23 protein-coding genes are annotated in these 24,619 nt (G+C 43.7%); 5 read left to right on the plus strand and 18 right to left on the minus strand.

Annotated features, from left to right (window positions below; genetic code table 11):
- Positions 1-36: 36 nt before the first annotated feature.
- From AB4482_RS02830 to AB4482_RS02860, 7 genes are all read right to left on the minus strand, one after another.
- On the minus strand, positions 37-924 hold the full coding sequence (locus tag AB4482_RS02830) for a DUF2861 family protein (RefSeq protein WP_029235234.1): 888 nt from the start codon (positions 922-924) through the stop codon (positions 37-39).
- Positions 924-1,583: a response regulator transcription factor VxrB gene (vxrB, locus tag AB4482_RS02835; RefSeq protein ID WP_017060099.1), complete on the minus strand. Its 660-nt coding sequence runs from the start codon at positions 1,581-1,583 to the stop codon at positions 924-926. The genes AB4482_RS02830 and vxrB overlap by 1 nt, the downstream gene beginning before the upstream one ends.
- Entirely contained in the window at positions 1,558-3,030 is a 1,473-nt protein-coding gene (gene vxrA / locus AB4482_RS02840; RefSeq protein WP_017065947.1) for a sensor histidine kinase VxrA, read from the minus strand. Before vxrA ends, vxrB begins: the two co-directional genes overlap by 26 nt.
- A gap of 288 nt (positions 3,031-3,318) precedes the next feature.
- The gene (pntB, locus tag AB4482_RS02845) at positions 3,319-4,716 is read right to left on the minus strand and encodes a Re/Si-specific NAD(P)(+) transhydrogenase subunit beta (protein ID WP_017064580.1); all 1,398 of its coding nucleotides are present in this window, start codon (positions 4,714-4,716) and stop codon (positions 3,319-3,321) included.
- A 10-nt stretch (positions 4,717-4,726) separates the two neighbouring features.
- On the minus strand, positions 4,727-6,274 hold the full coding sequence (gene pntA, locus AB4482_RS02850) for a Re/Si-specific NAD(P)(+) transhydrogenase subunit alpha (RefSeq protein ID WP_136974587.1): 1,548 nt from the start codon (positions 6,272-6,274) through the stop codon (positions 4,727-4,729).
- Positions 6,275-6,574: 300 nt separating this feature from the next.
- Positions 6,575-6,856: an HlyU family transcriptional regulator gene (locus tag AB4482_RS02855; protein WP_004731023.1), complete on the minus strand. Its 282-nt coding sequence runs from the start codon at positions 6,854-6,856 to the stop codon at positions 6,575-6,577.
- A 40-nt stretch (positions 6,857-6,896) separates the two neighbouring features.
- A complete protein-coding gene (locus AB4482_RS02860; protein WP_017060104.1) occupies positions 6,897-7,265 on the minus strand; it encodes a late competence development ComFB family protein in 369 nt (122 codons plus the stop codon).
- A gap of 476 nt (positions 7,266-7,741) precedes the next feature.
- Between AB4482_RS02860 and AB4482_RS02865 the strand changes: the two genes are divergently transcribed.
- Entirely contained in the window at positions 7,742-8,983 is a 1,242-nt protein-coding gene (locus tag AB4482_RS02865; RefSeq protein WP_372180517.1) for a GGDEF domain-containing protein, read from the plus strand.
- 144 nt (positions 8,984-9,127) lie between these two features.
- On the opposite strand, the gene AB4482_RS02870 is transcribed toward AB4482_RS02865, so the two are convergent.
- A complete protein-coding gene (locus AB4482_RS02870; RefSeq protein ID WP_372180519.1) occupies positions 9,128-10,138 on the minus strand; it encodes a Solitary outer membrane autotransporter beta-barrel domain in 1,011 nt (336 codons plus the stop codon).
- A 78-nt stretch (positions 10,139-10,216) separates the two neighbouring features.
- On the minus strand, positions 10,217-11,188 hold the full coding sequence (locus tag AB4482_RS02875) for a diguanylate cyclase (protein WP_372180520.1): 972 nt from the start codon (positions 11,186-11,188) through the stop codon (positions 10,217-10,219).
- A 131-nt stretch (positions 11,189-11,319) separates the two neighbouring features.
- On the opposite strand from AB4482_RS02875, the gene AB4482_RS02880 reads away from it, so the two are divergent.
- A complete protein-coding gene (locus AB4482_RS02880; RefSeq protein WP_017060108.1) occupies positions 11,320-11,757 on the plus strand; it encodes a DUF3069 domain-containing protein in 438 nt (145 codons plus the stop codon).
- A 311-nt stretch (positions 11,758-12,068) separates the two neighbouring features.
- Here the strand turns inward: AB4482_RS02880 and modC are convergent, their stop codons facing one another.
- The 4 genes from modC to AB4482_RS02900 are packed head-to-tail and all read right to left on the minus strand — an operon-like array spanning position 12,069 to position 16,152.
- Entirely contained in the window at positions 12,069-13,175 is a 1,107-nt protein-coding gene (modC, locus tag AB4482_RS02885; protein WP_017067812.1) for a molybdenum ABC transporter ATP-binding protein ModC, read from the minus strand.
- Positions 13,172-13,870, minus strand: a complete 699-nt coding sequence (gene modB / locus AB4482_RS02890; RefSeq protein WP_017060110.1) for a molybdate ABC transporter permease subunit — start codon at positions 13,868-13,870, stop codon at positions 13,172-13,174. The genes modC and modB overlap by 4 nt, the downstream gene beginning before the upstream one ends.
- Entirely contained in the window at positions 13,871-14,629 is a 759-nt protein-coding gene (gene modA / locus AB4482_RS02895) for a molybdate ABC transporter substrate-binding protein (RefSeq protein ID WP_017060111.1), read from the minus strand.
- A 56-nt stretch (positions 14,630-14,685) separates the two neighbouring features.
- Positions 14,686-16,152 carry a cobyric acid synthase gene (locus AB4482_RS02900; RefSeq protein ID WP_171733216.1) on the minus strand — a complete coding sequence of 489 codons (1,467 nt, stop codon included), beginning with the start codon at positions 16,150-16,152 and terminating at the stop codon, positions 14,686-14,688.
- Between the two features lie 267 nt (positions 16,153-16,419).
- Here AB4482_RS02900 and AB4482_RS02905 point away from each other — a divergent pair, with 267 nt between their 5' ends.
- On the plus strand, positions 16,420-16,797 hold the full coding sequence (locus AB4482_RS02905; RefSeq protein WP_017060114.1) for a YgiW/YdeI family stress tolerance OB fold protein: 378 nt from the start codon (positions 16,420-16,422) through the stop codon (positions 16,795-16,797).
- Between the two features lie 98 nt (positions 16,798-16,895).
- Complete coding sequence (locus AB4482_RS02910; protein ID WP_102394374.1) at positions 16,896-17,420, plus strand: hypothetical protein; 525 nt, start codon at positions 16,896-16,898, stop codon at positions 17,418-17,420.
- A gap of 137 nt (positions 17,421-17,557) precedes the next feature.
- Here the strand turns inward: AB4482_RS02910 and AB4482_RS02915 are convergent, their stop codons facing one another.
- The 4 genes from AB4482_RS02915 to AB4482_RS02930 all read right to left on the minus strand — a co-directional run bounded on the left by AB4482_RS02915 (position 17,558) and on the right by AB4482_RS02930 (position 22,418).
- The gene (locus AB4482_RS02915) at positions 17,558-19,165 is read right to left on the minus strand and encodes an ABC-F family ATPase (protein WP_081325167.1); all 1,608 of its coding nucleotides are present in this window, start codon (positions 19,163-19,165) and stop codon (positions 17,558-17,560) included.
- 322 nt (positions 19,166-19,487) lie between these two features.
- Complete coding sequence (locus tag AB4482_RS02920; RefSeq protein ID WP_017069095.1) at positions 19,488-20,174, minus strand: ATP-dependent zinc protease; 687 nt, start codon at positions 20,172-20,174, stop codon at positions 19,488-19,490.
- 11 nt (positions 20,175-20,185) lie between these two features.
- Positions 20,186-21,370 (minus strand): amino acid aminotransferase, encoded by a 1,185-nt coding sequence (locus tag AB4482_RS02925; RefSeq protein ID WP_017060118.1) that lies wholly within the window; start codon positions 21,368-21,370, stop codon positions 20,186-20,188.
- 211 nt (positions 21,371-21,581) lie between these two features.
- Entirely contained in the window at positions 21,582-22,418 is an 837-nt protein-coding gene (locus tag AB4482_RS02930; protein ID WP_372180522.1) for an AraC family transcriptional regulator, read from the minus strand.
- A 169-nt stretch (positions 22,419-22,587) separates the two neighbouring features.
- On the opposite strand from AB4482_RS02930, the gene AB4482_RS02935 reads away from it, so the two are divergent.
- Positions 22,588-24,015, plus strand: coding sequence for an MATE family efflux transporter (locus AB4482_RS02935; RefSeq protein WP_372180524.1), 1,428 nt, complete (start codon positions 22,588-22,590; stop codon positions 24,013-24,015).
- A gap of 129 nt (positions 24,016-24,144) precedes the next feature.
- On the opposite strand, the gene nrdG is transcribed toward AB4482_RS02935, so the two are convergent.
- Positions 24,145-24,615 (minus strand): anaerobic ribonucleoside-triphosphate reductase-activating protein, encoded by a 471-nt coding sequence (gene nrdG / locus AB4482_RS02940; protein WP_017069098.1) that lies wholly within the window; start codon positions 24,613-24,615, stop codon positions 24,145-24,147.
- Positions 24,616-24,619: the final 4 nt, after the last annotated feature.

Consider the following 24,619-nt stretch of genomic DNA (forward strand, 5'->3'; position numbering starts at 1 on the left):
TTAGATCCCTTACATAGTTAACGGCACAATTTTAAATTACTTTAACTCTTCTTCGCTAGAAATATCATAAGTTTTACTGATAGTTTGTGCTTGTTCTATCGCTATGTCGCCTTGCCAGCGTGAATGCACCATTGAAACCGCTAAAACATAGCGATCATTAGGAAGTTCTTCACCAGTAAGGTTCATTGGATAATCAGATTCGTAGCTCTTGCCCCAGACCTGTTCATAGTGTTCATCAACGTAATCGTACAAACCGATTTCGAGCTTAGGGAGCGGACAATAAGGATTGAGTAGTTCTTTTTTATCGATTCGCCACGTGTCTTTTGATGCCCAGCGAACTTGTTGACGCATGGCAACTTCACCCAAAACAACCCAAGTGCTCCAAGACTTTCCGCCATCACCTTTAACGCTTAAACGGTATAAACCGGATTCAAGTTGAGAGGCTAAATTGTAACGCTTGCGGTATAGACTCACCGATGCGTTGTTAACCACTTCACTGTCTTTGGTTAACTCACTGTCCGAAGAAACGATCTTATCGACCCACTTCTCGAAGGTAATGTCTTGAATGTTGTTTTCGGATTCAACATTAATCGATACACGAAAGGTATCTCGGCCAGGGCTTTGAATGATGTGTCTTTTAACGACGACTGAACTAATCCAATCTGGGAGTGTTTTTCTGGTGAGAGTTTTACCACAATCTTTGTTCAATGCTTGATCGAACAGTTCATTGAGGTGATCTTCTCGTGATTGAGACGAGTTGATTTGCCAAACTTCCACTAATGAGTCAAACATCTGAGGTAAATCATTATCTAGCAGATGTTTATGAACTTGAGTCAGAGCATCGCTGCTCTTAAACCAATCCGTTGCTTGCGCGGTATTCGCTACGCAAGAAAACATTAATAGTGGAAGTAAGGCTATTCTCATTACGCTTTCATCTTGTAACCAACGCCACGCAGCGTTTCAATTTCTAGACCCGGCAGTTTCTGTCTTAGTTGCAGAACGTGCGTGTCTACCGTACGTGTTGTTGGGAAATGGTTGTAACCCCATACATGGTCAAGCAGTTCATCACGTGTAAACACACGTCCAAGGTTACTTGCCAAGAACAGTAGAAGGTCAAATTCAGTGCGCGTTAACGTTACTTCCTGTTCATTGAAAAACACTTCACGTGTCGCTTTATCGATAACAAGATTCTGAGCGATAACTTTTGATGCATCTTGTTCTTCAGAATCTGGCAGGCGAAGTTGAGCACGAATTCGAGCAAATAGCTCAGCCTCTGCGAATGGCTTTGTTAAGTAGTCGTTTGCACCTGAATCTAGGCCCGCTACTTTGTCTTTTACTGTCACGAGAGCCGTCAGCAAAATAACTGGGATATCTTTCTTTTTCTTCCAACCTGGAAGTGAATCTACTGAGTCGCCATCAGGAAGTTGACGGTCTAGAATCACTAGATCCGCTTGTTCCCAGTAGCCTTCAACTTCAGAGATCAGTTCTGCATGCAAACATTCATATCCAGCTTGCTCAAGGCTAACTAATAAACCGTCAGCTAAATTTTTATCATCTTCAACGAGAAGCAATGTCTGTTTCACAAGGTATCTCCAAAATAAATGTTGTTGGGGGGCCGATAAGCGTCATGTGACCGCCCATTTTTCCAACCATAGATTCCACTATCGTCAGACCTAAACCGAGTCCACTCTTACTTACGAATGGCTTTCTTAGTTGCCCCCAATCTTTGCGAGACAAGTCTCCATTATCTATAACTTTGAATGTCAGCTTCTTGTCAGAAGTATTCAGTTCTAGAATTACTGGAGCCACACCGTATTTCACGGCATTTCTGATTAGGTTATCGATGCACGTTCCCAACCAATATACGTTCACTTTTGCAGCTATATCTTTGTTTACACGGAGTTCAATCCCCGGCGCAAAGTCTTCTTCAACTTTGTATTGGAGCCACTCTTCAACACTTGGCACCCACTCTGTTGCGAGCGGTTGATTATCTGATTGCAGGTAATCTTTACTTGCTTCCGCCAACTGTCTTAAACGGCGTGTATCTTCACACAGCCTACGGAACTCATCATATACCGATTCTGGTAAGTGTTCGAACTCACGCCTGAACCCTTCCACCGTCAATGACAAACTCGCAATCGGCGTTCTTAATTCGTGCGTTAGGATTTGAAGAACCAGCATGCGACTCTTCATCTCTTGTTTCTTGCTGTTCCAGCGGTAAATCGCCCAACCTAAGACAAGCATGATGTTGGCAATAACCAAGATAAACATGGCGACTTGCAGAAGCTCTGAATGATCTTCTATTTCCCAACACACATTACCACGCTGGACAAAACAGCTTTTACCTTCTGAAGACAAGCTAAACGATAACCCAGCAAGCGTGGCATTTTCGTTCCAGACTGATTTTTTATACAGGTAATATCTGTCGCCGCGTTTTACCCACATCTCATCAAGCTCAACAAACATACTGGCACCCGCTAACAGCGCGGTGATTGCTTCGCTATCCATTTGTTGCAAGCGAGACAGTAGTTCATCGTGTTCGGTGTTTGGTCGCTCTTGAATATGCATAAAGCGCTTCAGAGAGTCGAATTTTTCTGGGTACTTCTCAACGTATCGTGCCGCATAAGAACCGCCGCCAGGGTGAATCAAACCACTACGGCTAAACCAACGGTCAGAAAGCTTGGTGCCTTTACACATTGCACGAGTAAAAACTAAAGGCTCAGTAATCAAAGGGCTTAACGGCAGTTTACCACTACAGGTTTTTGATAACTGGTACAAGCGCTGAATGTCTTTTAACGGGTACTCTGCTGTTTGTGGCAGCATAGAAGACGGCATGATCAAACGTGTTGGATAATCAGCCTGTAGCACTCGAATATCGTAAGATTCGATTGCCGTTTCATGATCAAAGAGTTTGGTGAAATTATCGATACGCTCAGGTAAAGAGTCAGCAAATGCGTTTGCAGACACAGACAACGTAGCGATAAGAAGAGTAAATGTTCTTTTGATGATCACAAACCAACGCAAATTCATATAGATCAACCAAATATATACCATTCGCTATCAAAGATAAATTTTTAACCGCATGAAAAACTTTGAGAATGGCGAGCTACAGAGATAAAGGCCAATATATTACGGCCACATTGTACATACGTACTAGTAGGCTGATTGGCAAGCCAAACCTCAATTGCGACAAGTTTTGCATCAGGCTTCGTCAACTTCGTATCAACTGAGATCACACATAGAGTCGCTTTCGTAAGATAAAAAAGGAGCTCAAATGAGCTCCTTATCGAGTTGTTACATATTGTTTAGAGGTGATCTCTATAGATGTTCTAAGATACTTAGACAACTCTTTTTAGCATCGCCAAACAGCATCTGCGTGTTCTCTTTGAAGAACAGTGGGTTTTGCACACCGGCGTAACCTGTGTTCATCGAACGCTTGAATACGATAACATTCTGAGCGTTCCAAACTTCAAGTACTGGCATACCAGCAATTGGGCTGTTTGGATCTTCAAGTGCTGCAGGGTTTACGGTGTCATTCGCACCAATTACCAATACAGTATCTGTCTCATCGAAGTCATCGTTGATTTCGTCCATTTCTAGAACGATATCGTAAGGCACTTTCGCTTCAGCAAGCAGTACGTTCATGTGACCCGGTAACCTACCAGCAACTGGGTGGATACCAAATCGAACATTAATGCCCTGCGCTCGTAGCTTCTCAGTGATTTCATGCACTGGGTATTGTGCTTGAGCTACTGCCATGCCGTATCCAGGAGTGATGATTACTGACTTAGAGTTTTTCAGCATATCAGCCACATCTTCAGCTGATGTTTCGCGGTGTTCACCTTGCTCTTCATCGCCATCAGACACAACCACTTCTTGGCCGAATCCACCAGCAATAACGCTGATGAAAGAGCGGTTCATCGCCTTACACATAATGTAAGACAGAATCGCACCCGACGAACCAACCAATGCACCAGTTACGATAAGCAGATCGTTTGCAAGCATGAAACCTGCCGCTGCTGCTGCCCAACCAGAGTACGAGTTCAGCATAGAGACAACTACTGGCATATCTGCACCGCCAATCGATGCCACTAGGTGGTAACCGAATGCGAATGCGATAAGTGTCATCACCATTAGTGCGAACATGCTGCCGTCTGCTTTAACGAACATGATCATCAGCAGTGTAGAAACTACGATAGCCGCTAGATTCCACTTGTGCTTATGAGGGATGTTCAATGCAGACGAAGAGATCACGCCACGAAGCTTACCAAACGCAACAATAGAACCCGTGAACGTCACCGCACCGATAAACACGCCAAGGAACACTTCCACTAGATGGATAACGTGCTCTGCATGAATATCTGCAGGGTTGATAGAAACAGCAGCAGGTGGATCGATGTAGCTGTTGTAACCTACAAGTACTGCAGCCATACCTACGAAGCTGTGCAGAATTGCAACCAGCTCTGGCATTTCAGTCATTTCTACTTTTCTTGCGTAGTGGATACCAATACCACCACCGATCACCATAGCAATGATGATCCACACAATACCAGCAGAGTGAGGGCCAAAGATCGTTGCGATCAACGCGATTGCCATACCCGTGATACCGTAATAGTTACCTGCACGCGCAGATTCCTGTTTCGATAACCCAGCCAAGCTCATAATAAAAAATACAGCAGCAACAATATAAGCTGCTTGTACTAATCCTTCAGACATCTGTTACTCCTTAGTCTTTACGGAACATTTCAAGCATACGTTTGGTCACGGTAAAGCCACCAAAGATATTGATACTTGCAATTAATACGGCAATAAATGATAAGAACGTGACGACGCCACTTCCTTGTCCGATCTGTAACAGTGCACCTACTACAATGATGCCTGAAATCGCGTTAGTCACGGACATCAAAGGCGTATGCAGAGAATGGCTTACATTCCAAACTACGTAATAACCCACCACACAAGCGAGAACAAAAACGGTAAAGTGAGATAAGAACGCAGCTGGAGCAACCGAAGCTACCCAAGCGAATGCACCAACAGCTACCGCCATACCCGCCACTTTCTTAATTGGAGAAACAGGTTCTTCAACTTTAGGCTCTGGTTTGGCCGCTTTTGGCTTAGCTTGTTGTGGTTGAGCTGAAACTTGAATTGGTGGAGCTGGCCAAGTGACCTCGCCCTCTTTAACCACAGTAACACCACGCAGAACAACATCTTCAAAGTCGATTTTGATGTTGCCATCTTTCTCTTTGCAAAGCAGTTTCAGAAGGTTAACTAGGTTCGTTGCATACAGTTGAGATGATTGAGTCGGCAGTCGACCAACCATATCAGTGTAACCAACCACCTTCACACCATTAGCCGTTGTAATGACTTGATCCGCAACCGTGTATTCACAGTTACCGCCATTGGCCGCCGCAAGGTCTACAATCACACTACCTGCACTCATGCTGTCTACCATCTCTTTGGTAATCAGCTTCGGAGCCGGGCGACCTGGAATCAGCGCCGTAGTAATGATGATATCAACGTCTTTTGCTTGAGCTGCATAAAGCTCTTCCGCTTTCTTATTGAATGCTTCAGACATCTCTTTTGCGTAGCCGTCACCAGCACTGGTGTCTTCCTTGAAATCCACTTCCAAGAATTCAGCGCCCATCGACTCAACTTGTTCTTTAACTTCAGGACGAACATCGAATGAACGAACGATCGCACCTAAGCTACCCGCAGCGCCGATTGCCGCTAGTCCAGCAACACCAGCACCTGCAACCAGTACTTTTGCTGGTGGAACTTTACCCGCAGCCGTAATCTGGCCCGTGAAGAATCGACCAAACTCATGCGCCGCTTCAACAACAGCACGATAACCCGCGATGTTTGCCATAGAACTCAATGCATCTAACGCCTGAGCTCTTGAAATTCGTGGTACAGAATCCATCGCCATCACGTTGATGTTACGACTGGACAATTGTTCCATTAACTCTGGATTTTGAGCAGGCCAAATAAAGCTGACCAATGTTGCGCCATCTTTAAGAAGATCGATTTCATTTTTAGACTCGTCAACGATCGGAGCGTTAACTTTAAAGATAATATCGGATTTCCAAGCTTCATCTGCGGTGACAACTTTTGCTCCAGCTTGTTCATAAGCTGCATCTTCAAAACTTGCTAACGCACCTGCTTGTGATTCAACACAAACTTCAAATCCTAATTTTAGAAGCTGTTCTACCGATTTCGGCGAAGCAGCGACTCGCGTTTCACCTGCGAGCGTTTCTCTTGGTACACCAATTTGCATAGCTATTCCTTGACTATTGGCACGAATGACTTATTCGTTTGTATCTAACGACAACTAATACTTCAAGCGTTTTGTTCAAAGAACAGGAAAAGTTATTACTTATAACGATTTGGACGGAATTTGAGCGCTTCATTCGGATAAATGACGACCGTCTCGAACCAAGAGGTCAAACCACTTGCAAATAATCCTTTTAATAACAACTCACTAGCTGTTCTTTATCCATAAAACTAAAAAGAGCTTTCAGCATATACACTGAAAGCTCTCTAAATTATGACCAACATCAATTCTAACCCTAATTGGTTAGCTAAATATATTGTCGCCCATTTGGTCGATGAACATCTGCGATTTTTTGAGCATCAATTCATCGGCATCTTGTTTGTTTGAAACAACATCTGAACGAATAAAACGGTGAGTTTTGATTTCACCATCGAATTCTTTCTCGATTCGCCCAGCAACACGGTATTGACCAGATTCTGCAATGGCATCTTGATAGATATTGAAACCCTTATATTCGACTGGCTCAATCTCTACTTTTTGTTCGGTTTTTTCTTTGCCACCAAATAATCTAGAAAAGAATCCCACGTTTTTTTACTCCTTAAATGACCGTATTCACCCTAAACTATCATGACTGTTTACGGTTCAACAACGGCTTTTCATACCATTGCAATTCTACGTCATCGTCAAAATTGTGTTGACTAAATATAACAGGCACATTGTCGTCACGTTCACGTCTTCGATCGTCAATAATCATACTTTCTGCATTTTTGACCGCGATCTCACTATTGCGTTTATAGAGCACCAATTTGTCTTCTGGCAATGCTGACAGAAAATCGATATCAAAACGAATATAGATAGGTTTTAGCTGGCCCAAAGCCAAGCACGCGAGATCGGCCAACTGTTCGTTGGTATAACTAGACACATATTCCTCGGTAGCCAATACATGACCGACCAGAGTTTCCATATAGTTATGTACATCAACACTAATTTGCATACCACACCTCCATTTGTAGCGGTTTTTCTAGTCGCAGTCGTTTCTAAAGTCACTTGAAACCATGCAATTCCTAATAGCTTTCTATAACTCAGTTATAGGTTTTACTGTCCATAGTTGAAACTTAGGCATTATTTAATCTTACTCTGACTTCATTACAGATCTTCGTCGCTTAATGAAAAGGTCACTCAATGATAACTGATCATCAAGCCCTTTAAGTGACAGCGCCAACGTAAGAGCAGCAGAGCAGATTTTGTTAAGTATCTATAACGACTAATTAATTTCTCATATATACTGTGTAGTTCGTTCTAAGGTTAATAGCAACTCAAAATACATATAAAAATGATTGCACCAATAGCGACCTATGACTATGTTTTTGCTCTAATTTAGGCAAAAAGCTTGGCAATCGCTTGTTTAACCGTATCCTACGCATAGTATTAAATAATAAGATCATCAATATAGTTAGGCTCACCACATAAATGGCATCATCTTTTGTAACGTCGAGCATGTTTCGATTTTGCTTCCCTTTAGTCCTGTTAACAATTTTGCTCGTTGGTATGGACAACGTCATTCTCGTGACGGACTCAAATTTAGGGTTTGCTAGCAACCTCCCTTACATTTTATTGAGCGTTGCGGTTCTGCTATGCCATACGTTCAGACAAGGTCGAATGGCGATGGTATCGGTGACCATGCTTGTCGCTTATCTGATCATCCAAGTTCGCTTACAAACGCCTCTCAATACTGGCACAACGCTATTAGAGCTCTCGTTACTTGCGGCATTAGTACCTGTCACTTGCTTACTTGTTTATGCCTTCCCTGATAACGGCGTAAACTCAAAGTCGATGCTGCTCTACGCCATCGTTCTTGTTCTGTTTATGGTGTGGGCACAATTGATCGTCTCTCACTTCCATGCCGGCGGTTTTGAATCATGGAGTGATGGTCTTCTATTTATTGTCAGAGACTTCTCCAAACTGCCTTTTGTTTTAGTGCTGTATAGCCTTTGCTTGCTTGGCCTTACTGCCATTCTCGTGTTGGTGTATAACCGCTCTATCGATGTTGTGGTTTATAGCGCTATCCTGCTTTCTTCTTGTACGTTCATCTTCTTCGATATTCAGTACATCTCGAGCACCATGTTCTCGCTGTCAGGCACACTGATCATCGTCTATGTGGTGTCTGCTAGTCATGATATGGCCTTTAACGACCAACTGACTAACATTCCCGGTCGACACGCCTTAGAAGTCGATATGAAGCACTTGGGGCGTAAGTATTCGATGGCGATGGTCGATATTGATCACTTTAAACAATTCAACGATACCTACGGACATGACATTGGCGACGATGTGTTAAAACTGGTGGCACGCATTCTGAGGGAAACCACAGGCGGCGCTAAAGCTTATCGCTATGGTGGAGAAGAGTTCACGATTATCTTCAAAGGCAAACATTCGGAACAAGTTAAAGAGCACCTTCAAGCTCTGATTTCCGAAGTTCAAAACTACGACATGACGATTCGGAATAGCCATGAGCGCCCCGACGATCATGAAGTGGGTATGAAAAAGCGTGGCAAGAACGGTAAACCATCGGAAGTGGTGAATGTGACGGTGAGTATTGGATTGTCTGATAGCACAACCACCAGACATCCTGAAGATGTGTTGAAGCTTGCTGACCAAGCACTGTATAAAGCGAAAGAAACCGGTCGAAACAAACTATGTATTGACCGTTAACAATGGTTGATAGCGAAAGATATTGAGTGCTAGAGATCTAAATAGCTTAAGCCATTAATAGCGATCTGCTTCAATAACTATTACTTCCAAGTTCAACGAGCCTCATTGATTTGAGGCCGTATGGGCTTAACTGGAAAAAAGAGCTTAATCTTGGTTGAAGAATATAACCAAGCTGCCACCTTTTAAGCTACTTCCGTAGTTAATCGTAAAACCTATTCCCACGTTATCGACCCACTCATTAAACAGGTTTGGGTTAAGCAACCAACCAACACTGCCCTCGTAGTAAGATGTGGTGCCCATAGATGCCACGGTGTCACCACCAATATCAATTCGTCTTATACTCGAGTACATCGAAGTGATGTTCTTATCCCAACGCACGAGAGCATAGAAAACCTTGGCTTCATTGGCGATATACCACCCTTCAGGATGACCGACATTGCCATTATTCGCCTCGCCCCAGCCGATGCCATTAAAGTAATGCCAACTGGTGCTCAATTTATACTTTCCCCAGTCATTCTTATCTTCGTACATCAGCTTGATTTTAGGCTCGATGATGTAAGCCCAAGCATCAGTATTGAGATATACGCCATCCAGTTGGTCTTGAATAGGCTTTAGCAACGAAGCGCGATATTCATAATCATTGCGGTAGTAAGAGATGTGGTTACCGATTGCAGAGCTGAAGCTCCAATATTCGTCTAGCTGGGACACATTCGCGAATTCGACGTAGCCAGACACTACCGACTCTTTTTGAAAATCGTTTCTGTTTGCTGCCGCGTACTCGACATCGTTCTCGATTCGCAATGCAGACAAGCGTAGCGTCACCTCTTGATGGTTGTCTTCGATGTAACTTGGTAATTCAAATGTGTAAGGCAAACTCAGGGAGGTGATGTTTTGGCGACGACTTACCGAATCATTCGAACCGATGTCTTCATTGTCCAAACTAAACACTTTATTGGGGTCAAAGTTATTGATACCAAAAGTGAAAACATCGGTGTCGTTGAGCAATACACTGGTGGCAAAGCTCTGCTCTAGATCCTTTCGAAAAAGATCAGATAGCGTATTGGCATTAACAGTGGTCGGCAAAGCGGTAAAAAATAGAGGAACCGCAAGCGTCCAAGATGTGTTAGTCATAGAAAATGACTTCGAATGTGGCATTTCTTTTATCACTTAAAGCACTTCCTAGCTCAAACGCTATTAGAAGTATAAATTCAAATATCTAAAAGAGCTCGCTAACTAACGAGCAAGCTCCAAAATGTTGCGTTGTACAAAGGTATTTCTGCCGCTTTGCTTCGCTTGATAAAGCGCTTGATCGACCTTTTCATAAATAGAGGCGATAGATTCACCACCTTCTGGTACAAATGACAACACACCTTGTGACACTGTCACCCTATCCGATACCGTTGAGTGTTCATGAGCGTAGTTCATCTCATGCAATGCCTCTTTAACTCGAGTCGCGTGTACCTTAGCGCCTTCACTGTCTGTATCGCTAAGAATCAGAACAAACTCTTCACCGCCATAACGACCTACAAATTCTCCCGCACGAACAAACAGCTGTTTCAAGGTATTAGCAAGCCCTTGTAAGCACTTATCCCCTTGAATATGACCATAATTATCGTTGTAAGGCTTAAAGAAGTCTACATCTAGAAGTATGACTGTCATGGATATATTACGTCTTCCGTGCCACGCTATGCTCTCTTCAAGCTTAGTATCCATATATCGACGGTTATACAATTTGGTCAGGCCATCTTCGTTGGCTTGTTGCTGCAGAAGGATGTTCAGTTCTTCGAGTTTGGCTGTGCTTTGTTTTAGCTCTCGTCTCATGTGCGCGATACGTTGCATCGCAATCAGCTTAGAATTCAAAACAACCTTGTTTACTGGCTTGATCAGGTAATCATCGCCACCAGCGTCAATCGCTTTTGCGATCATCTCAGGTTCTTCGTGACCACTAAGAAAGATGATGGGAACCCATTCTGGGAATCGGCTTCGAACCTCATTCGCCACTTCAAAACCATCCATATCAGGCATGCTGATATCAAGTAACACGAGTTCAGGATCAAAATCAGAATAAACACTCAGGGCTTCTTTTCCGCTACCGACAGCTTCTACAATATGACCCAGTTGCTTGAGTCGGATAGCAAGTTGCATCCTGTCTAGTTGAACGTCATCAACCAGCAATATGCGCATTGAAGATCCCTTTTCTATCATCACATCACCTTTATCTAGTGTTGAATATTCAAAGTAGCTCAAATTTGGGCTTAAATCATGCCCTAATCTCTATATTATATTGACTTTTTTACAGATCTTTTTAGCATTGTTTCTTTTTAAAGAGAAATACTATGTCAGACGCTACAAACAACGAACAACAAGAAATCGATTTAACCACCATCTCACCAGAACTTCGTCAAGTTATCGAATTTGATGGCGTACCAAAAGAGATGCACTTTATGGTTACTTCTATTCACGAAGTGTCTGAAGAAGCAGTACGCGAAGCTTGGGATAGTCTTCCAGCAAGCGCACAAAATGTTTTAGACAACTTCGAGCAGTTCCACGCTCTAATCTCAGTTAGCCAAGCTTTCGCTGGTGTTAACGTGATGGAAGAGTTCCCTACTCTTAAACTTCCAGAAGACATGTCTGACGAAGAAAAAGAAGAGTACCGTGCTCAACTGCTAGACCAAGTTCTACACAACTGTGTAAAAGACATGGTTAAACAAATCAAGAAAGCTCGTCGTGATGCAATCTTGAAGCGTGATTTCAAAGAAGTTTTTACTAAGTAAGTCGCTAGTCGCCTAAACTAGGCTAAGCGCTATCAGTACTACTTAGAATTAAGCCGCATGTTTCTTTAAACACGCGGCTTTTTTATATCCGCTATTTTCTGTTCGTCGATCGTTACGTCTGTATGTTCTTGTTGCTAATGTTCATATGATTCGACAAATCATATGCTTTAACATTTATATAGTGTGGCGCAAAACTGGCAGTTATACCGTATAAAAATGACGCATGTATCCATTCATGGAATCAAGATCGAATTTTCAGAACCTATAACAGGCAGTATCGCGACAATATCGAAAAACTGACCTTGTCAGGTTTAATGCGTTACCGCGATATCTCTTTGAGCGACACTCACACCTTTAATTTGAGCGTAAACACGCTGCCCGATTTCTAGATTTAACTCATCCAGCGCCCACAATGTAATGGTTGCCCATAGGTAGCACCCAGACTCTAACTCTAGCTCGACCGCGACACTCTGCTTATTTGTGCCTTGTTGGTGCGTCTCTACGCTTTTAATGGTGACAGGAAGGATGTTACGTATAGAAGTCCCTTTCGGCCGTTCTAGCGTGATAGAGACATCATTTGCCCTAACTTGCAGCCTCACTGTCGTACCAAGCTCACTCGATACTTTCTGAACCCATAACGACGTCGACTTTCCTAGCATCAGGCGAGACAGCGCATAATCGTCATTGTGTTCCGCTAATGTCGCTTCAAACAACGAGCTTTGCTCTGAGAAAGATTGCCAAGGTTGCATGGCTCTCGATGCCCACACCTCTTCCGTCACACCCGACGAAATCACTTTGCCTTGGTCAATAATCACAAGGTGATTTGCCAAGCGTAAAATTTCATTGAGGCTATGAGTGACATAGATGATCGGTATTTGGACGGTTTCGGATAAGTTTTCCAGAAATGGCATCACTTCGCGCTTACGAGGCAAGTCGAGAGACGCTAAAGGCTCATCCATCAACAAAATGCTCGGCTTTGATAACAAAGCGCGGCCAATCGCCACACGTTGCTTCTCACCGCCAGACAAACGAGCTGGGTATCGGTCAAGCAATGAACCCAAAGACAACAGCGAGACTATTTGCTCAAAGTGCGCTTGATCGACGCTTTTCATACCGTATTTAAGGTTCGCTGCCACCTTCATATGTGGAAACAATCGCGACTCTTGGAACACATAACCGACGTTGCGTTTGTGAGTCGGCAAATTAATGCCATTTTCACTATCGAACAGTGTGGTTCCAGATACGCTGATCAGACCTTTATCGGGCTGTTTAAGGCCACTGATTGCATTGATAAGTGAGGTTTTACCCGCGCCAGAACGACCAAAAATTGCCGTAATGCCGCTACTTGGTAATTCCAAGTCGATATCAAAGAACGTTTCACCAAGTTGTTGTTGATATTGGAGGATCAAAGCACTCATGCATTGCCTCCCAAGCGTTGTGCTGACTTTTTGTTGAGCCACTCAGATAGCATCAATGAACCCAGCGCTATCACAATAGAAATGACACACAAACGCGCGGCTTCCATTTCAGCGCCAGGGGTTTCAATAAAGGTATACATAGCCAAAGGAATGGTTTGAGTTTCACCGGGAATATTTGAAACGAAGCTGATGGTCGCGCCAAACTCCCCTAGGCTTCTTGCGAATGAAAGCATGGTGCCGGTAATGACCCCTGGGATCATCAAGGGTAAAGTGATCGTGAAAAACACACGAAGAGGTGAAGCGCCTAATGTAGCAGCCGCCTCTTCAAGCTTACTGTCTACGGTTTCTAGGCTCAATCTAATAGAGCGAACCATCAGCGGCAACGCCACAACCACACAAGCGAGTGCCGCGCCCTTCCAGCTAAAGCTGAATACAATACCAAACACGTCATTGAGCCACGAACCTATGATACCTTGCCTGCCCATCATCACTAGCAGTAAATAGCCAATAACCACAGGTGGAAGTACCAAAGGTAAATGGACAATACTCTCAACAATGCTCTTACCTACAAATTGTTTCTTAGCAAGTAGCCATGCTAAGCCAATACCGATAGGGATAAGCCATAAGATTGCAAACCCAGCGACTTTTAAGCTCAGCATTAAGGCTTGGTATTCGTATTCCGATAAATACATCATTTAACGCACTTCAAATCCAAAACTGTTCAAGGTGTCTTTCGCTTTTTCGCTCTTTAGGAAAGTATAGAACTCTTCTGCCACAACTTTATCACTCAACTTCGCTACAGGGTAACGTATTGGTGTGTGCAGATCTGATGGGAAGGTCGACACTAGGTTTACTTCTTTAGAAAGCAACGCATCCGTTTTGTAGACAATGCCAAGCTTAGCTTCACTGCGCTCGACTAAGGCTAAGGCCATACGAACATTGTTACTTGGTGCCAATCGAGTTTTCACATCGTCCCATACACCTAACGTTTCTAACGCTTCTTTTGCATAGATACCAGCAGGAACCGACATGGTGTTACCCACTGCAAGCCTTTCATTAGTAAGCAGTTTAGCCCATTGTTCACCTTTTGATAGGTCTAACGTTACCGATGTCTCTTTAGGAGCAATCAGCACCAGTTCGTTTTCACATAGGTTTGTGACATTGTCACTATAAACCAATTTACGATCGACTAAATGCGTCATCCATTTCTCATTTGCCGAGATAAAAATGTCTGCTGGTGCTCCTCTTTCGATTTGTCGCACCAAAGACGACGTACTCGCGTACACAGGAATCACATCGACAGAATGGTCTTTCTCAAACTCTTCAACCAACAGATTAACCGCATTGGTCATCGACGATGCAGCGTAAACTCGTAGCTTTTCCGCAGCAAAAAGATGACTAGAACTCAATGCCGAAGTTAAAGCCATGGTTAAAAGGAAGACTCGCTTTTTCATTGTTATCACTTATCTATTGTTCGTTTAAGTTCTTTAGCTAACTTCTAAATGGCGGCTTAAGCTGTTAACTCTGGCCAAAGCAGATCAAGATTTAAGTACTCTTCGATGGCATCAGCGATTCGATTAATACCCAGCTCTTTAAGCTGTTCGTGGTCAATCGCGGTCACATCGTTGGCTCCTGCCCATTCGCAAATAAGCGACAACGCATCACTGTTGTCGAATACGCCATGCAAGTAAGTACCAAAAATCGAGTTATCTTGATTCACAGCGCCATCTAGGCTGCCAGATTCTAACTGAACCGGTAAGGCTGTTTCTTTGACATCAGTCCTACCTACGTGGATTTCATACCCTTTTACTTGTGCTGTTTTGCCATCCAGCGTCATGGTGCCGCGTACGTTGGTTAAGGTTTTCTGCTGTGTAAGGGTCGTTTCAGTATCCAGATACCCTAACCCTTCGCTGCTGCCGGGTTCCCCTTCAACGCCATCAGGATCGTGGATGATGTTACCTAACATTTGGTAGCCACCGCAGATACCCATCACTTTGCCGCCTAAGCGCAGGTGGCGTTGAATATCTTTATCCCAGCCTTGTTCTTTTAGGTAATCCAAATCTGCTCTTACCGACTTTGTACCCGGCAAGATAATTAAATCAGCATTGTTTACACGTTCGCCTTTACCGACATAACGTAAATCAATCGAAGGATTCAATCTTAACGCGTCAAAGTCTGTATGGTTGCTGATTCGGGTTAGCACTGGCACCGCCACCTTAAGCTTAGCTTCTCCGTCAGACTCTTGAGCAGAGGTAATGGCATCTTCCGCTTCTAAGTTAAAACCATGCAGATATGGCAAAACACCAATGACTGGCTTGCCGGTTTTTTCCTCTAGCCAATCTAGGCCAGATTGAAGCAGTGCGATATCGCCTCTAAAACGATTTATCACAAAGCCTTTTACACGAGCTTGTTCAGATTCAGACAATAGAGCTAATGTCCCGTAGAGATGCGCAAAAACGCCACCACGGTCAATATCAGCAACGATGAGCACAGGGATGTCCGCTTTCTCAGCAAATCCCATGTTAGCGATATCATTTTCACGAAGATTGATTTCGGCTGGGCTCCCCGCACCTTCAATCATCACGCTTTCATATTCTTCAGAAAGTCGGTCAAACGAATCGATAACTGTATCCATCGCCACTTTCTTGTAATCATGATAACCCGTCGCTTCCATGTTGCTCAGCGCTCGGCCTTGCAAAATCACTTGCGCGCCGGTATCTGAGTTGGGCTTTAGCAATACAGGGTTCATGTGAACGGTTGGCTCTATATTACAAGCTTGCGCCTGAACCGCTTGAGCACGGCCAATTTCGCCACCATCTTTTGTCACAGCACTGTTTAACGCCATGTTCTGTGGCTTAAAAGGTGCCACTTTGATTCCTTTCCTTGCCAAAACACGGCATAAACCTGCCACCAAAACACTTTTTCCGGCATCTGACGTTGTCCCTTGAACCATAAGGGCACTTAATGGTGCTCGCATTTGTACTTAAATCCTTAATTTCTTAATTTCTTAATTTTCAATTTATAGCTATGGGCAATCTCTCTCTGCCTCCATCTTATCGTCATTGCCGAGTAGATGCTCAATAAAATGAATGGAAAATGAATGTGTTACTCACTCTGGATTCAACCCCCGTGTTGTTTAATAGCTCCATCGAAACAAAGCTTGTGAACGATAACAGGCGACTAAACAAAAAACGTACTAACGAAAAGAAACGTTTCTACTAAAAACAACATTAAGGGATTCACCATGAAAAAAACTGTATTAGCTATCGCATCTACTATTATCCTTGCTCCTACTTTCGCAATGGCTAGTGACCACAACAGCAACAAGCACGAAAGCGCTATTGCTTATACTGGCCCGATTGAAACCGTTTCTGTTGCGACACTACTTGCCGACACAAGCATGTTCGCAGAGCAAGAAGCAATTGTGGATGGCAAGATCGTTCGTCAACTTAAGAATGACACGTTTGTCTTCTCTGATGGCCAGAGTGAAATTCAAATCGAACTTGATGATGATATCCGCCTAGCACAACCACTGACCGCTGATACAAAAGTTCGTATCTTCGGTGAATATGAAGGTGGTAAGACACCTGAAATCGAAGTGGACCACATCCAGATTCTATAAGCGATTAATATAAAAATACCGACTTCAAATAATTGGCCTGCATATTGCAGGCTTTTTTGTATTATACTGCCGCAAAATACAATTTATATGGAGTCACCATGCTAGGTTGCACGAATAAGACTGTCCTTTTAGGACTCGCTGCACTGTGTTCATTCTCTGCGTCTGCAAACAACTTTAACTACAACACATTCGAGCTGCGCATGGGTACTAGCCCAAGTACTTTCGGTGGTGAAGTCACAACAATGTTCACTCAGAACTCTCACTTTGTTGCTCGTATCGATTCAGAATTTGAAAGTGATTGGGATGCAGCGGTAGGTATGGGATTCAACGGCCCAATAAATCAATTTGCTGACGTTACTGGCCAAATGTTACTGCACAACATTGAACGTAATGACGATAACCACATCAAAACAGAAATCAACATTGGCTTGAGAGCTTGGTTAATGGCAAACGTTGAAGTTAACGCACGCCTTGGTCAACTGATCGACAACGATGACACTCGTTCAATTTTGGGTATCGGTGCTCGTTTCCATTCAACTGATCAACTGTCTGTTGGTCTTGATATGCGCAATAACGGCACATATGGCCACCAAATCTTAATGTCGGCTCGATTCGGATTCTAATCTAGATTTCAATTACTGAGTAATAAATAGCTAAACGTATTACATAGAAAAGCCCCGAACATATTAATGTTCGGGGCTTTTTTGTTTGTTAGTTTCGCTGGCTTTTAGTCGTTCACGACCTGAGCCAGCGACTTGCTTTATAAGCTAACCATCAGCATCTTTTTCTGGTGATCTAAGTACTCTTCATAAGTACCTTGGAAGCTCACTAGCTGTTGATCTTTTACATCAATGATGTGTGTTGCTAATGAAGAAACAAACTCACGGTCATGACTTACGAAGATAAGCGTGCCCGTGTAAACCTTCAACGCATCGTTCAGGGCTTGGATTGCTTCCATGTCCATGTGGTTCGTTGGTTCGTCCATTACAAGCACGTTGATGTCTTGCATCATTAGCTTGCCGAATAACAGACGGTTCTTCTCACCACCAGAACAGTTACGCGCTTTTTTGTTCGCATCGTCAGCAGTGAACAATAGACGACCTAGAATGCCACGTACCATAAGGTCATCGTGCTTCGCTGTACGCCATTGTGAGATCCAATCGAAGATGCTCAGGTCGTTATCAAAATCCTTAGTGCTATCTTGTGGGCAGTAACCTACCGAGGCGTTTTCAGACCATTTAACGATACCTTCGTTTTGCTCTAGCTCTTGAACTAGACAGCGTAGCAGCGTGGTTTTACCCACACCGTTCTCACCGATAACCGCAAGACGAGTACCCGCTTCAAGCAACAAGTTACCACCAGCAAACAATGTTTCGCCATCGAAGCCGTGACCAAGGTCTTGAAGTTCAAGCGCTTGACGGTGCAGTTTCTTACCTTCACCAAAATCAATAGATGGGCTCATACGGCTCGATGATTTCACTTCATCAAGCGTGATTTTGTCCATTTTCTTAGCGCGAGAGCTTGCTTGTTTTGCTTTAGATGCGTTAGCACCAAAACGGTTTACGAAATCTTGAAGCTCACTGATTTCAGCCGCTTTCTTAGCATTACTTGCTAGAAGTTGCTCACGAATCAAGCCTGATGCTTCTAGGAAGTACTCGTAGTTACCAGGGTAAACACGTAGCTCACCGTAGTCGATGTCTGCCATGTGTGTACACACAGAGTTCAGGAAGTGTCTATCGTGCGAAATGATGATCATTGTACATTTACGCTGGTTTAGCTCTTCAGCAAGCCAGTTGATCGTGTGAATGTCCAAGTTGTTGGTTGGTTCATCAAGAAGCAGGATATCTGGGTTTGCAAACAGAGCTTGTGCCAATAGCACACGCAGTTTCCAACCTGGAGCTACTTGCTGCATCAAGCCGAAATGGAACTCTTCTTCAATACCCGCTTGAATTAGGATGTCGCCAGCACGGCTTTCTGCTGTGTAGCCATCCATTTCCGCGAATTCGCTTTCAAGCTCAGCGACTTTCATGCCATCGTCTTCGCTCATTTCTGGCAAAGAGTAAATGCGGTCACGTTCTTGTTTTACTTCCCACAGCTTTCTGTCGCCCATGATCACAACGTCGATAACGCTGTACTGTTCGAAAGCGAACTGATCTTGGCTTAGCACACCCAGCTTTTCTCCTGGAGTGATAGAAACGTTGCCCGAGCTTGGCGTTAATGCGCCACTTAGGATTTTCATGAACGTTGATTTGCCGCAACCATTAGCGCCGATCAAACCATAACGGTTGCCGTTACCAAATTTAGCAGAGATGTTTTCAAACAGCGGCTCTGCGCCAAATTGCATTGTGATGTTCGCGGTAGATATCAAAGAACTAATTCCTAAGCGTGTACTGACAGATAATTATTAGGCTATTTCAAGAACCTAAATAAGAAGTACGAAAGTATGGATTAAACAAAAATCGAAGCGCGGATTATATAGAGATCTCGATCACGTTGTCGAGGCTAAACAGTAAACGAATAGTAAACATAGACCATTTAGATGCTTTTCATACGTTATGGGGTGTAAATAAAAAATCCCCACCAGCAGAACTGGTAGGGATTTCATTTATCAACACTAAAAGTCTTTTAAGCTCGTCACCTTTGAAACTATAGCTCTTCAAACGAAAAGCTTTGATGACGAGCAGAACTTGTTATTTAGTAATTTTCTTCTGAACGTATTTTTTGCTCACGTCGACAACCGCAACATCTCTAAAGAAGCTTCTACCCAACAGAAGTGGGAAAGAAAGATGCGTTCGGTCGGCTAGCGTAAATTCAGTTTTGTCTTTTAGATCGCCAATTTGAATCGAAGCTACAACCACAGCGCGTCGTTGTGTGCCTTCTGCGCTTGATTGCTTGATCTTAACCCAGCGTTCTACTGGTAAGCTGATCTCTTCAGTTGTAATTCCGTCGTGTTCAATCTTGAACTTAACCCAGTCTTTGCCGTCACGTTCAAAATCAACAATATCAACTGCACTGATTGAAGAGGTTGTTGCACCGGTATCGACACGTGCTTTAAACGCTTCTTTTAAACCAGGAACAAACACCCACTCTTCTTCACCAAGAATCAGTTTGCCGTCACTTGTTTTTCTAACCTTCTCTACTGGTTTTTCAACAGGTGCAGGTTTTACTTCCGGCTCAGTTGGTTTTACTTCTTCAGGCTTCTCAGTAGGTTCCGTTACTTTCTCGCCTTCTGTTGCGTCAGTTTTTGAAGAGTCATCCACAACAGGTTGTTCGATTTGAGGCTTTTGCTCTGGCTCAACAGGAGCTTGAGTTGTAGCCGAACAAGCAAACAGGCCACCACTTAGCATTAAAACTACAATCGCTTTCCAATTATACATTCAGTCACCTTCTATTTTGAAACGTTTGCTATCGCTTTTGCTACATAAGGAATATGAGATTCGGAAAGGCCTGCGATATTGATGCGTCCATCACCAACACCATAGACTCCATATTCTTCACGTAATTGATTCATTTGAGTTTCTTTAAAGCCTAGTACACTAAACATGCCTTTATGGCTTTCAATGAAGTCAAATTGTGACGTGTTATAAGTATTTCGCAATTCATCACATAAACTTTGGCGCAGATTCAACAAACGTTGCTGCATTTCACTCAATTCTTGCTTCCAAATCGAGGTTAGCTCTTGATTCTGAAGAATTGTTTTAACCAAAGCTGCACCATGATCTGGCGGCATTGTGTAAGTTGAACGAGCAAGCGTTAGAAGCTTACCTTTAGCATTGCCAACGTGTTCGCTGTTTTTGCCAATCACGATAGCGGCACCCGTTCTTTCACGGTATAAACCGAAGTTCTTCGAGCAAGATGTCGTAATCAACATCTCTTCGACGTTGTTAGCCATGTGTTGAAGACCTTTTGCGTCTTCTTCTAAGCCATCACCAAAGCCTTGGTAGGCAATATCAACGAACGGCAAGAAGCCATTTTTCTGCGATAGTTTGGTAATTTCCTGCCACGCCTCAAAGTCGATATCCGCACCCGTTGGGTTATGACAGCAACCGTGCAGTAGTACCACATCTGATGGACCCGCTTTTGAAAGGTCATCCAACATTCTTGCAGTATCAACTTGCTTCGTTTCAGGACTGAAGTAATTGTAATATCGAACTTTTAAGCCTGCCGCTTCCATCACCGGTTTGTGGTTAACGTAGCTTGGGTTTGAAATCCAAACCGTGGTGTCTGGTTGAGAAACTTTCATTAAGTCACCCAACATGCGAAGTGCACCACTTGCACCCGGTGTTTGAATCGCAGCAACGCGATCCATTGCAGAAGTCCCTTTAAGCAGCAGATCAACCATGCTCTGGTTGAACTCTTCACAGCCTGCTAGGCCAACGTAAGCTTTGGTTTTCTGCGTTTCAACAACGATATCTTGAGCCATAGAAACGGCTTTCATGATCGGAGTTTCGCCTTGATCGTTTTTGTAAACGCCAATGCCTAAGTCGACTTTATCAGTACGAGTATCGCCGCGGTAAGCAACAGAAAGAGATAGAATTGGATCTAAAGTTGGTTTTGGTAGATGTGAAAACATGAAAGTCACAACCCTTTGAAATTCAAGTAATGAGTTTCACGTTAACATTATCGTAGACAAATCAGAAACATTTTTTAATAGAAGCGCTTAGTTAGAATAAGTAAACAGAGATTGGTCATTTTACGTCACAAAACAGCGTAAATTTCGAACACTTTTAGTGCTTTATCAAAAGAGCAGTAGCTTGTTTAAGAAGTACCTTGTTGATTCTCAGCTAAATGCCTTGTTTGAATTGCCTTGGTGTGATGCCCGACCAAGCTTTAAATCGAGTACTAAAGTTCGCTGCATTCGGGTACCCCACGATCTCGCCAATATGTTGAATCGACCAATCACTCGATTTCAACAAACGAGCAGCGTATTCCATTCTCATACGCATAATATGAGTCATCGGGCTATGAGAGTAATAACGTTGGCACAAACGATGGAAGTGCGGCTCTGAACAAGGAAATAGGTTTGCTAGCTCATGCACATTCCACTCTTTATGAAGCTGCTTTTGAACACTGTCGAACACACGTCTCAAGCGAATCAAATTTCGAGACTGTTGCTGCGGGACTGGTGCATTAATCAGGAACTCTATTTGGGCTACGCTGTGAATGGCAATCGCTCCGCCTAAATCAATGGGCAAGGCAATACTTCTCAGCAAGGTATGAATACAAGACGAGACGACTTCGGCTGCAGGAGAGAGCGTATAACTCACTTCATCATTGACGACATTATCCCAATGCTTATCAGGCGATAGAAAGATCCACGCTATCTGCCATGTTTCTTCTTCAATCCCAAAGCCATTCTCAACGCCTGCAGGCACAGTAATGCACGACCCCGGCTCTAGAATATAGCGACACGCCCCACTTTCTAACCACCCTTTGCCCCTAACCGTGTATAGCAGCATGTGTTTCTGGGGTTTCTTCCGATGTACCGAAAAGAAATCTCGGCACGACGCCGTCCCACACTGAACGATACCCAATTCTTCGAATGCCAATACATGGCTTTGATCGACAAACTCTTGGTGTGTCTGATCAGAGATCTCGTACCGTTCGTGTTTCTCACTCATTTCACTGGTCGCTCATTAGGTTTGCCTGCAATTAAATCGCCACTTTAGTCATTCGATAGTTTTGGAATAGATGATTTTGAAAACAGATCGTTTTGACAAATAGACAGCTTTTGAAAATAGATAGTTTGGCAAAAGTTTGTGATGAACCTGAACAATACAGCCTAAACAAATGCCGATAAACTTCTCGCATATTAACCACAGGGGAAATGCGATGCGCTCGACATATCGTCATCTAGACAAAGATTTTTGGCAAAAGCTTTTACACATCGGTTTGCCTGTATCGCTACAAACCATGTTGTTTTCATTACTCGGCGTGGTCGATATTTTTATGGTTAACCAACTGGGTGACTCTGAAACTGCGGCGGTTGGTGTGGGTAACCGCATATTTTTCTTCAACTTGATCATGGTATCCGGGATTAGCGGCGCTGTCAGTGTGCTAGCTTCGCAATATTTCGGTGCGGGAGATTTCAACGGAATTAGACGCACATTAGCACAGTCATGGGCATTGTCTGTCTTTACCATCATCCCCTTTGTGTTGATTTATACATTGGCTCCTGAATCAGTCGTGTCTGTGGTGGCCTCAGACCCTGATTACGTCCGCTTGGCAACGGATTACCTTTGGATAACAGGAGCCAGCCTTTTTGGTACCGCGATCGTAGTGCCCTTAGAAAGCGCACTGCGATCGGTCGGCGAAGCCAAGCTACCCACCAAGATCAGTATTTGGGCAATCATCGTTAATGCGATTCTCAATGCATTGCTGATCTTTGGTTTGTTTGGATTTCCAGAACTGGGCGTAGTTGGTGTGGCTATTGGCACCACGGTGTCTCGATTCTTTCAGACGATAGCGCTGCTTATCATGGCGAAGAAACACTACGCGCATCTATTCCCGACATTAAGTAATTGGCGAGAAGCGATATTACCGAAGCATAGAAAGAAGTACTTCACGATAGCAATACCTATGTTGGTTCATGACACAGCATGGGCGGGCGGGATTCTTATTTATAACGTGATAGTTGGGCAAATGGGTGTTGGAGAGCTTGCGATCATTTCGCTGTTATCGCCAGTAGAAAGTATCTTGATCTCGGCGTTCATGGGGTTTGCGGTCGCCGCTTCGATCATTCTAGGCAACGAGATCGGCGCGAAGAACTATCAACGTGTTGAGAACACCGCATGGGGTTATGTATTGGTCAGCTGTGGGCTTGCGGCTATATTAGCCTTGGTGTGTTGGTTTGCTAAACCCGCGATCGTATACATGATCGGCCTTACTCACTTAGAGCTCAAAGAGACAGCCGTTAACGTCACCTTAGTCATGGCACTCGGCATGATACTAAGAGTCTTCAATATGGTTGGTATTGGTGGCGTGCTGAAAAGTGGTGGAGACATCAACTACAGTATCTTCATCGACCTGTTTGGCCAATGGGCAATCGGTATTCCCCTTGCTTACTTTACTGCGCTGGTGTTGGGTTGGCCGCTAGAATGGGTGTTGATGATTGTGTTACTGGAGGAGTTAGCGAAGATCGCTTTAACTAGCCAGCGAATTCACTCTAAGAAATGGATCAACAATCTAATCGACGAGCCTGAGCACATTCCTATATAAACAGGCGATAAACTGACACTGACGTGCAGGCGATAGATTCAAAGAACTCACACCCAAGGGCTGATTTGTAGCATTGCGCTAACGATGAAGCCCTTTTTCGTTTACGAGTGTGCAAAGTCACGACAGCAGTTATATATCAGTAAATCGATGGATGATTTGGTTTGAACTACCACGCCAATCCAACATTGGATCCGCTTTATCTTGCTCAAAACGACCATCAATCAAAGTATCAACATATTCAAGTACTTGCCTCTGCTTTTCGTCGAGTTCGTCGAGCTCGTAGCCCGTCCACATCCAGATGTCTTTGCCTTCACATTCTGCTTTTACACGCTGAACAAGCTTAAGCACTTCAGACACGTTTGCAGGATGCAAAGGATCACCACCAGAAAGCGACAAGCCACGACGCTTAATTCGCGGATCATTGAGATCAGCGATAATGTGGTCTTGCAGTTCTTGAGTAAACAAATGCCCAGAGTCCAACCTTTGCGTCGATTGGTTATAACACCCGCGACACTGGTGTACACAACCCGACACAAACAAAGTGCAGCGTGTTCCAGGGCCATTTACAACGTCGATTGGGTGATATTGGTGATAATTCATAAGG

This window comes from Vibrio sp. 10N.222.55.C7 (genome assembly GCF_041473335.1).
Classification (GTDB): Bacteria; Pseudomonadota; Gammaproteobacteria; order Enterobacterales; family Vibrionaceae; genus Vibrio; species Vibrio crassostreae_C.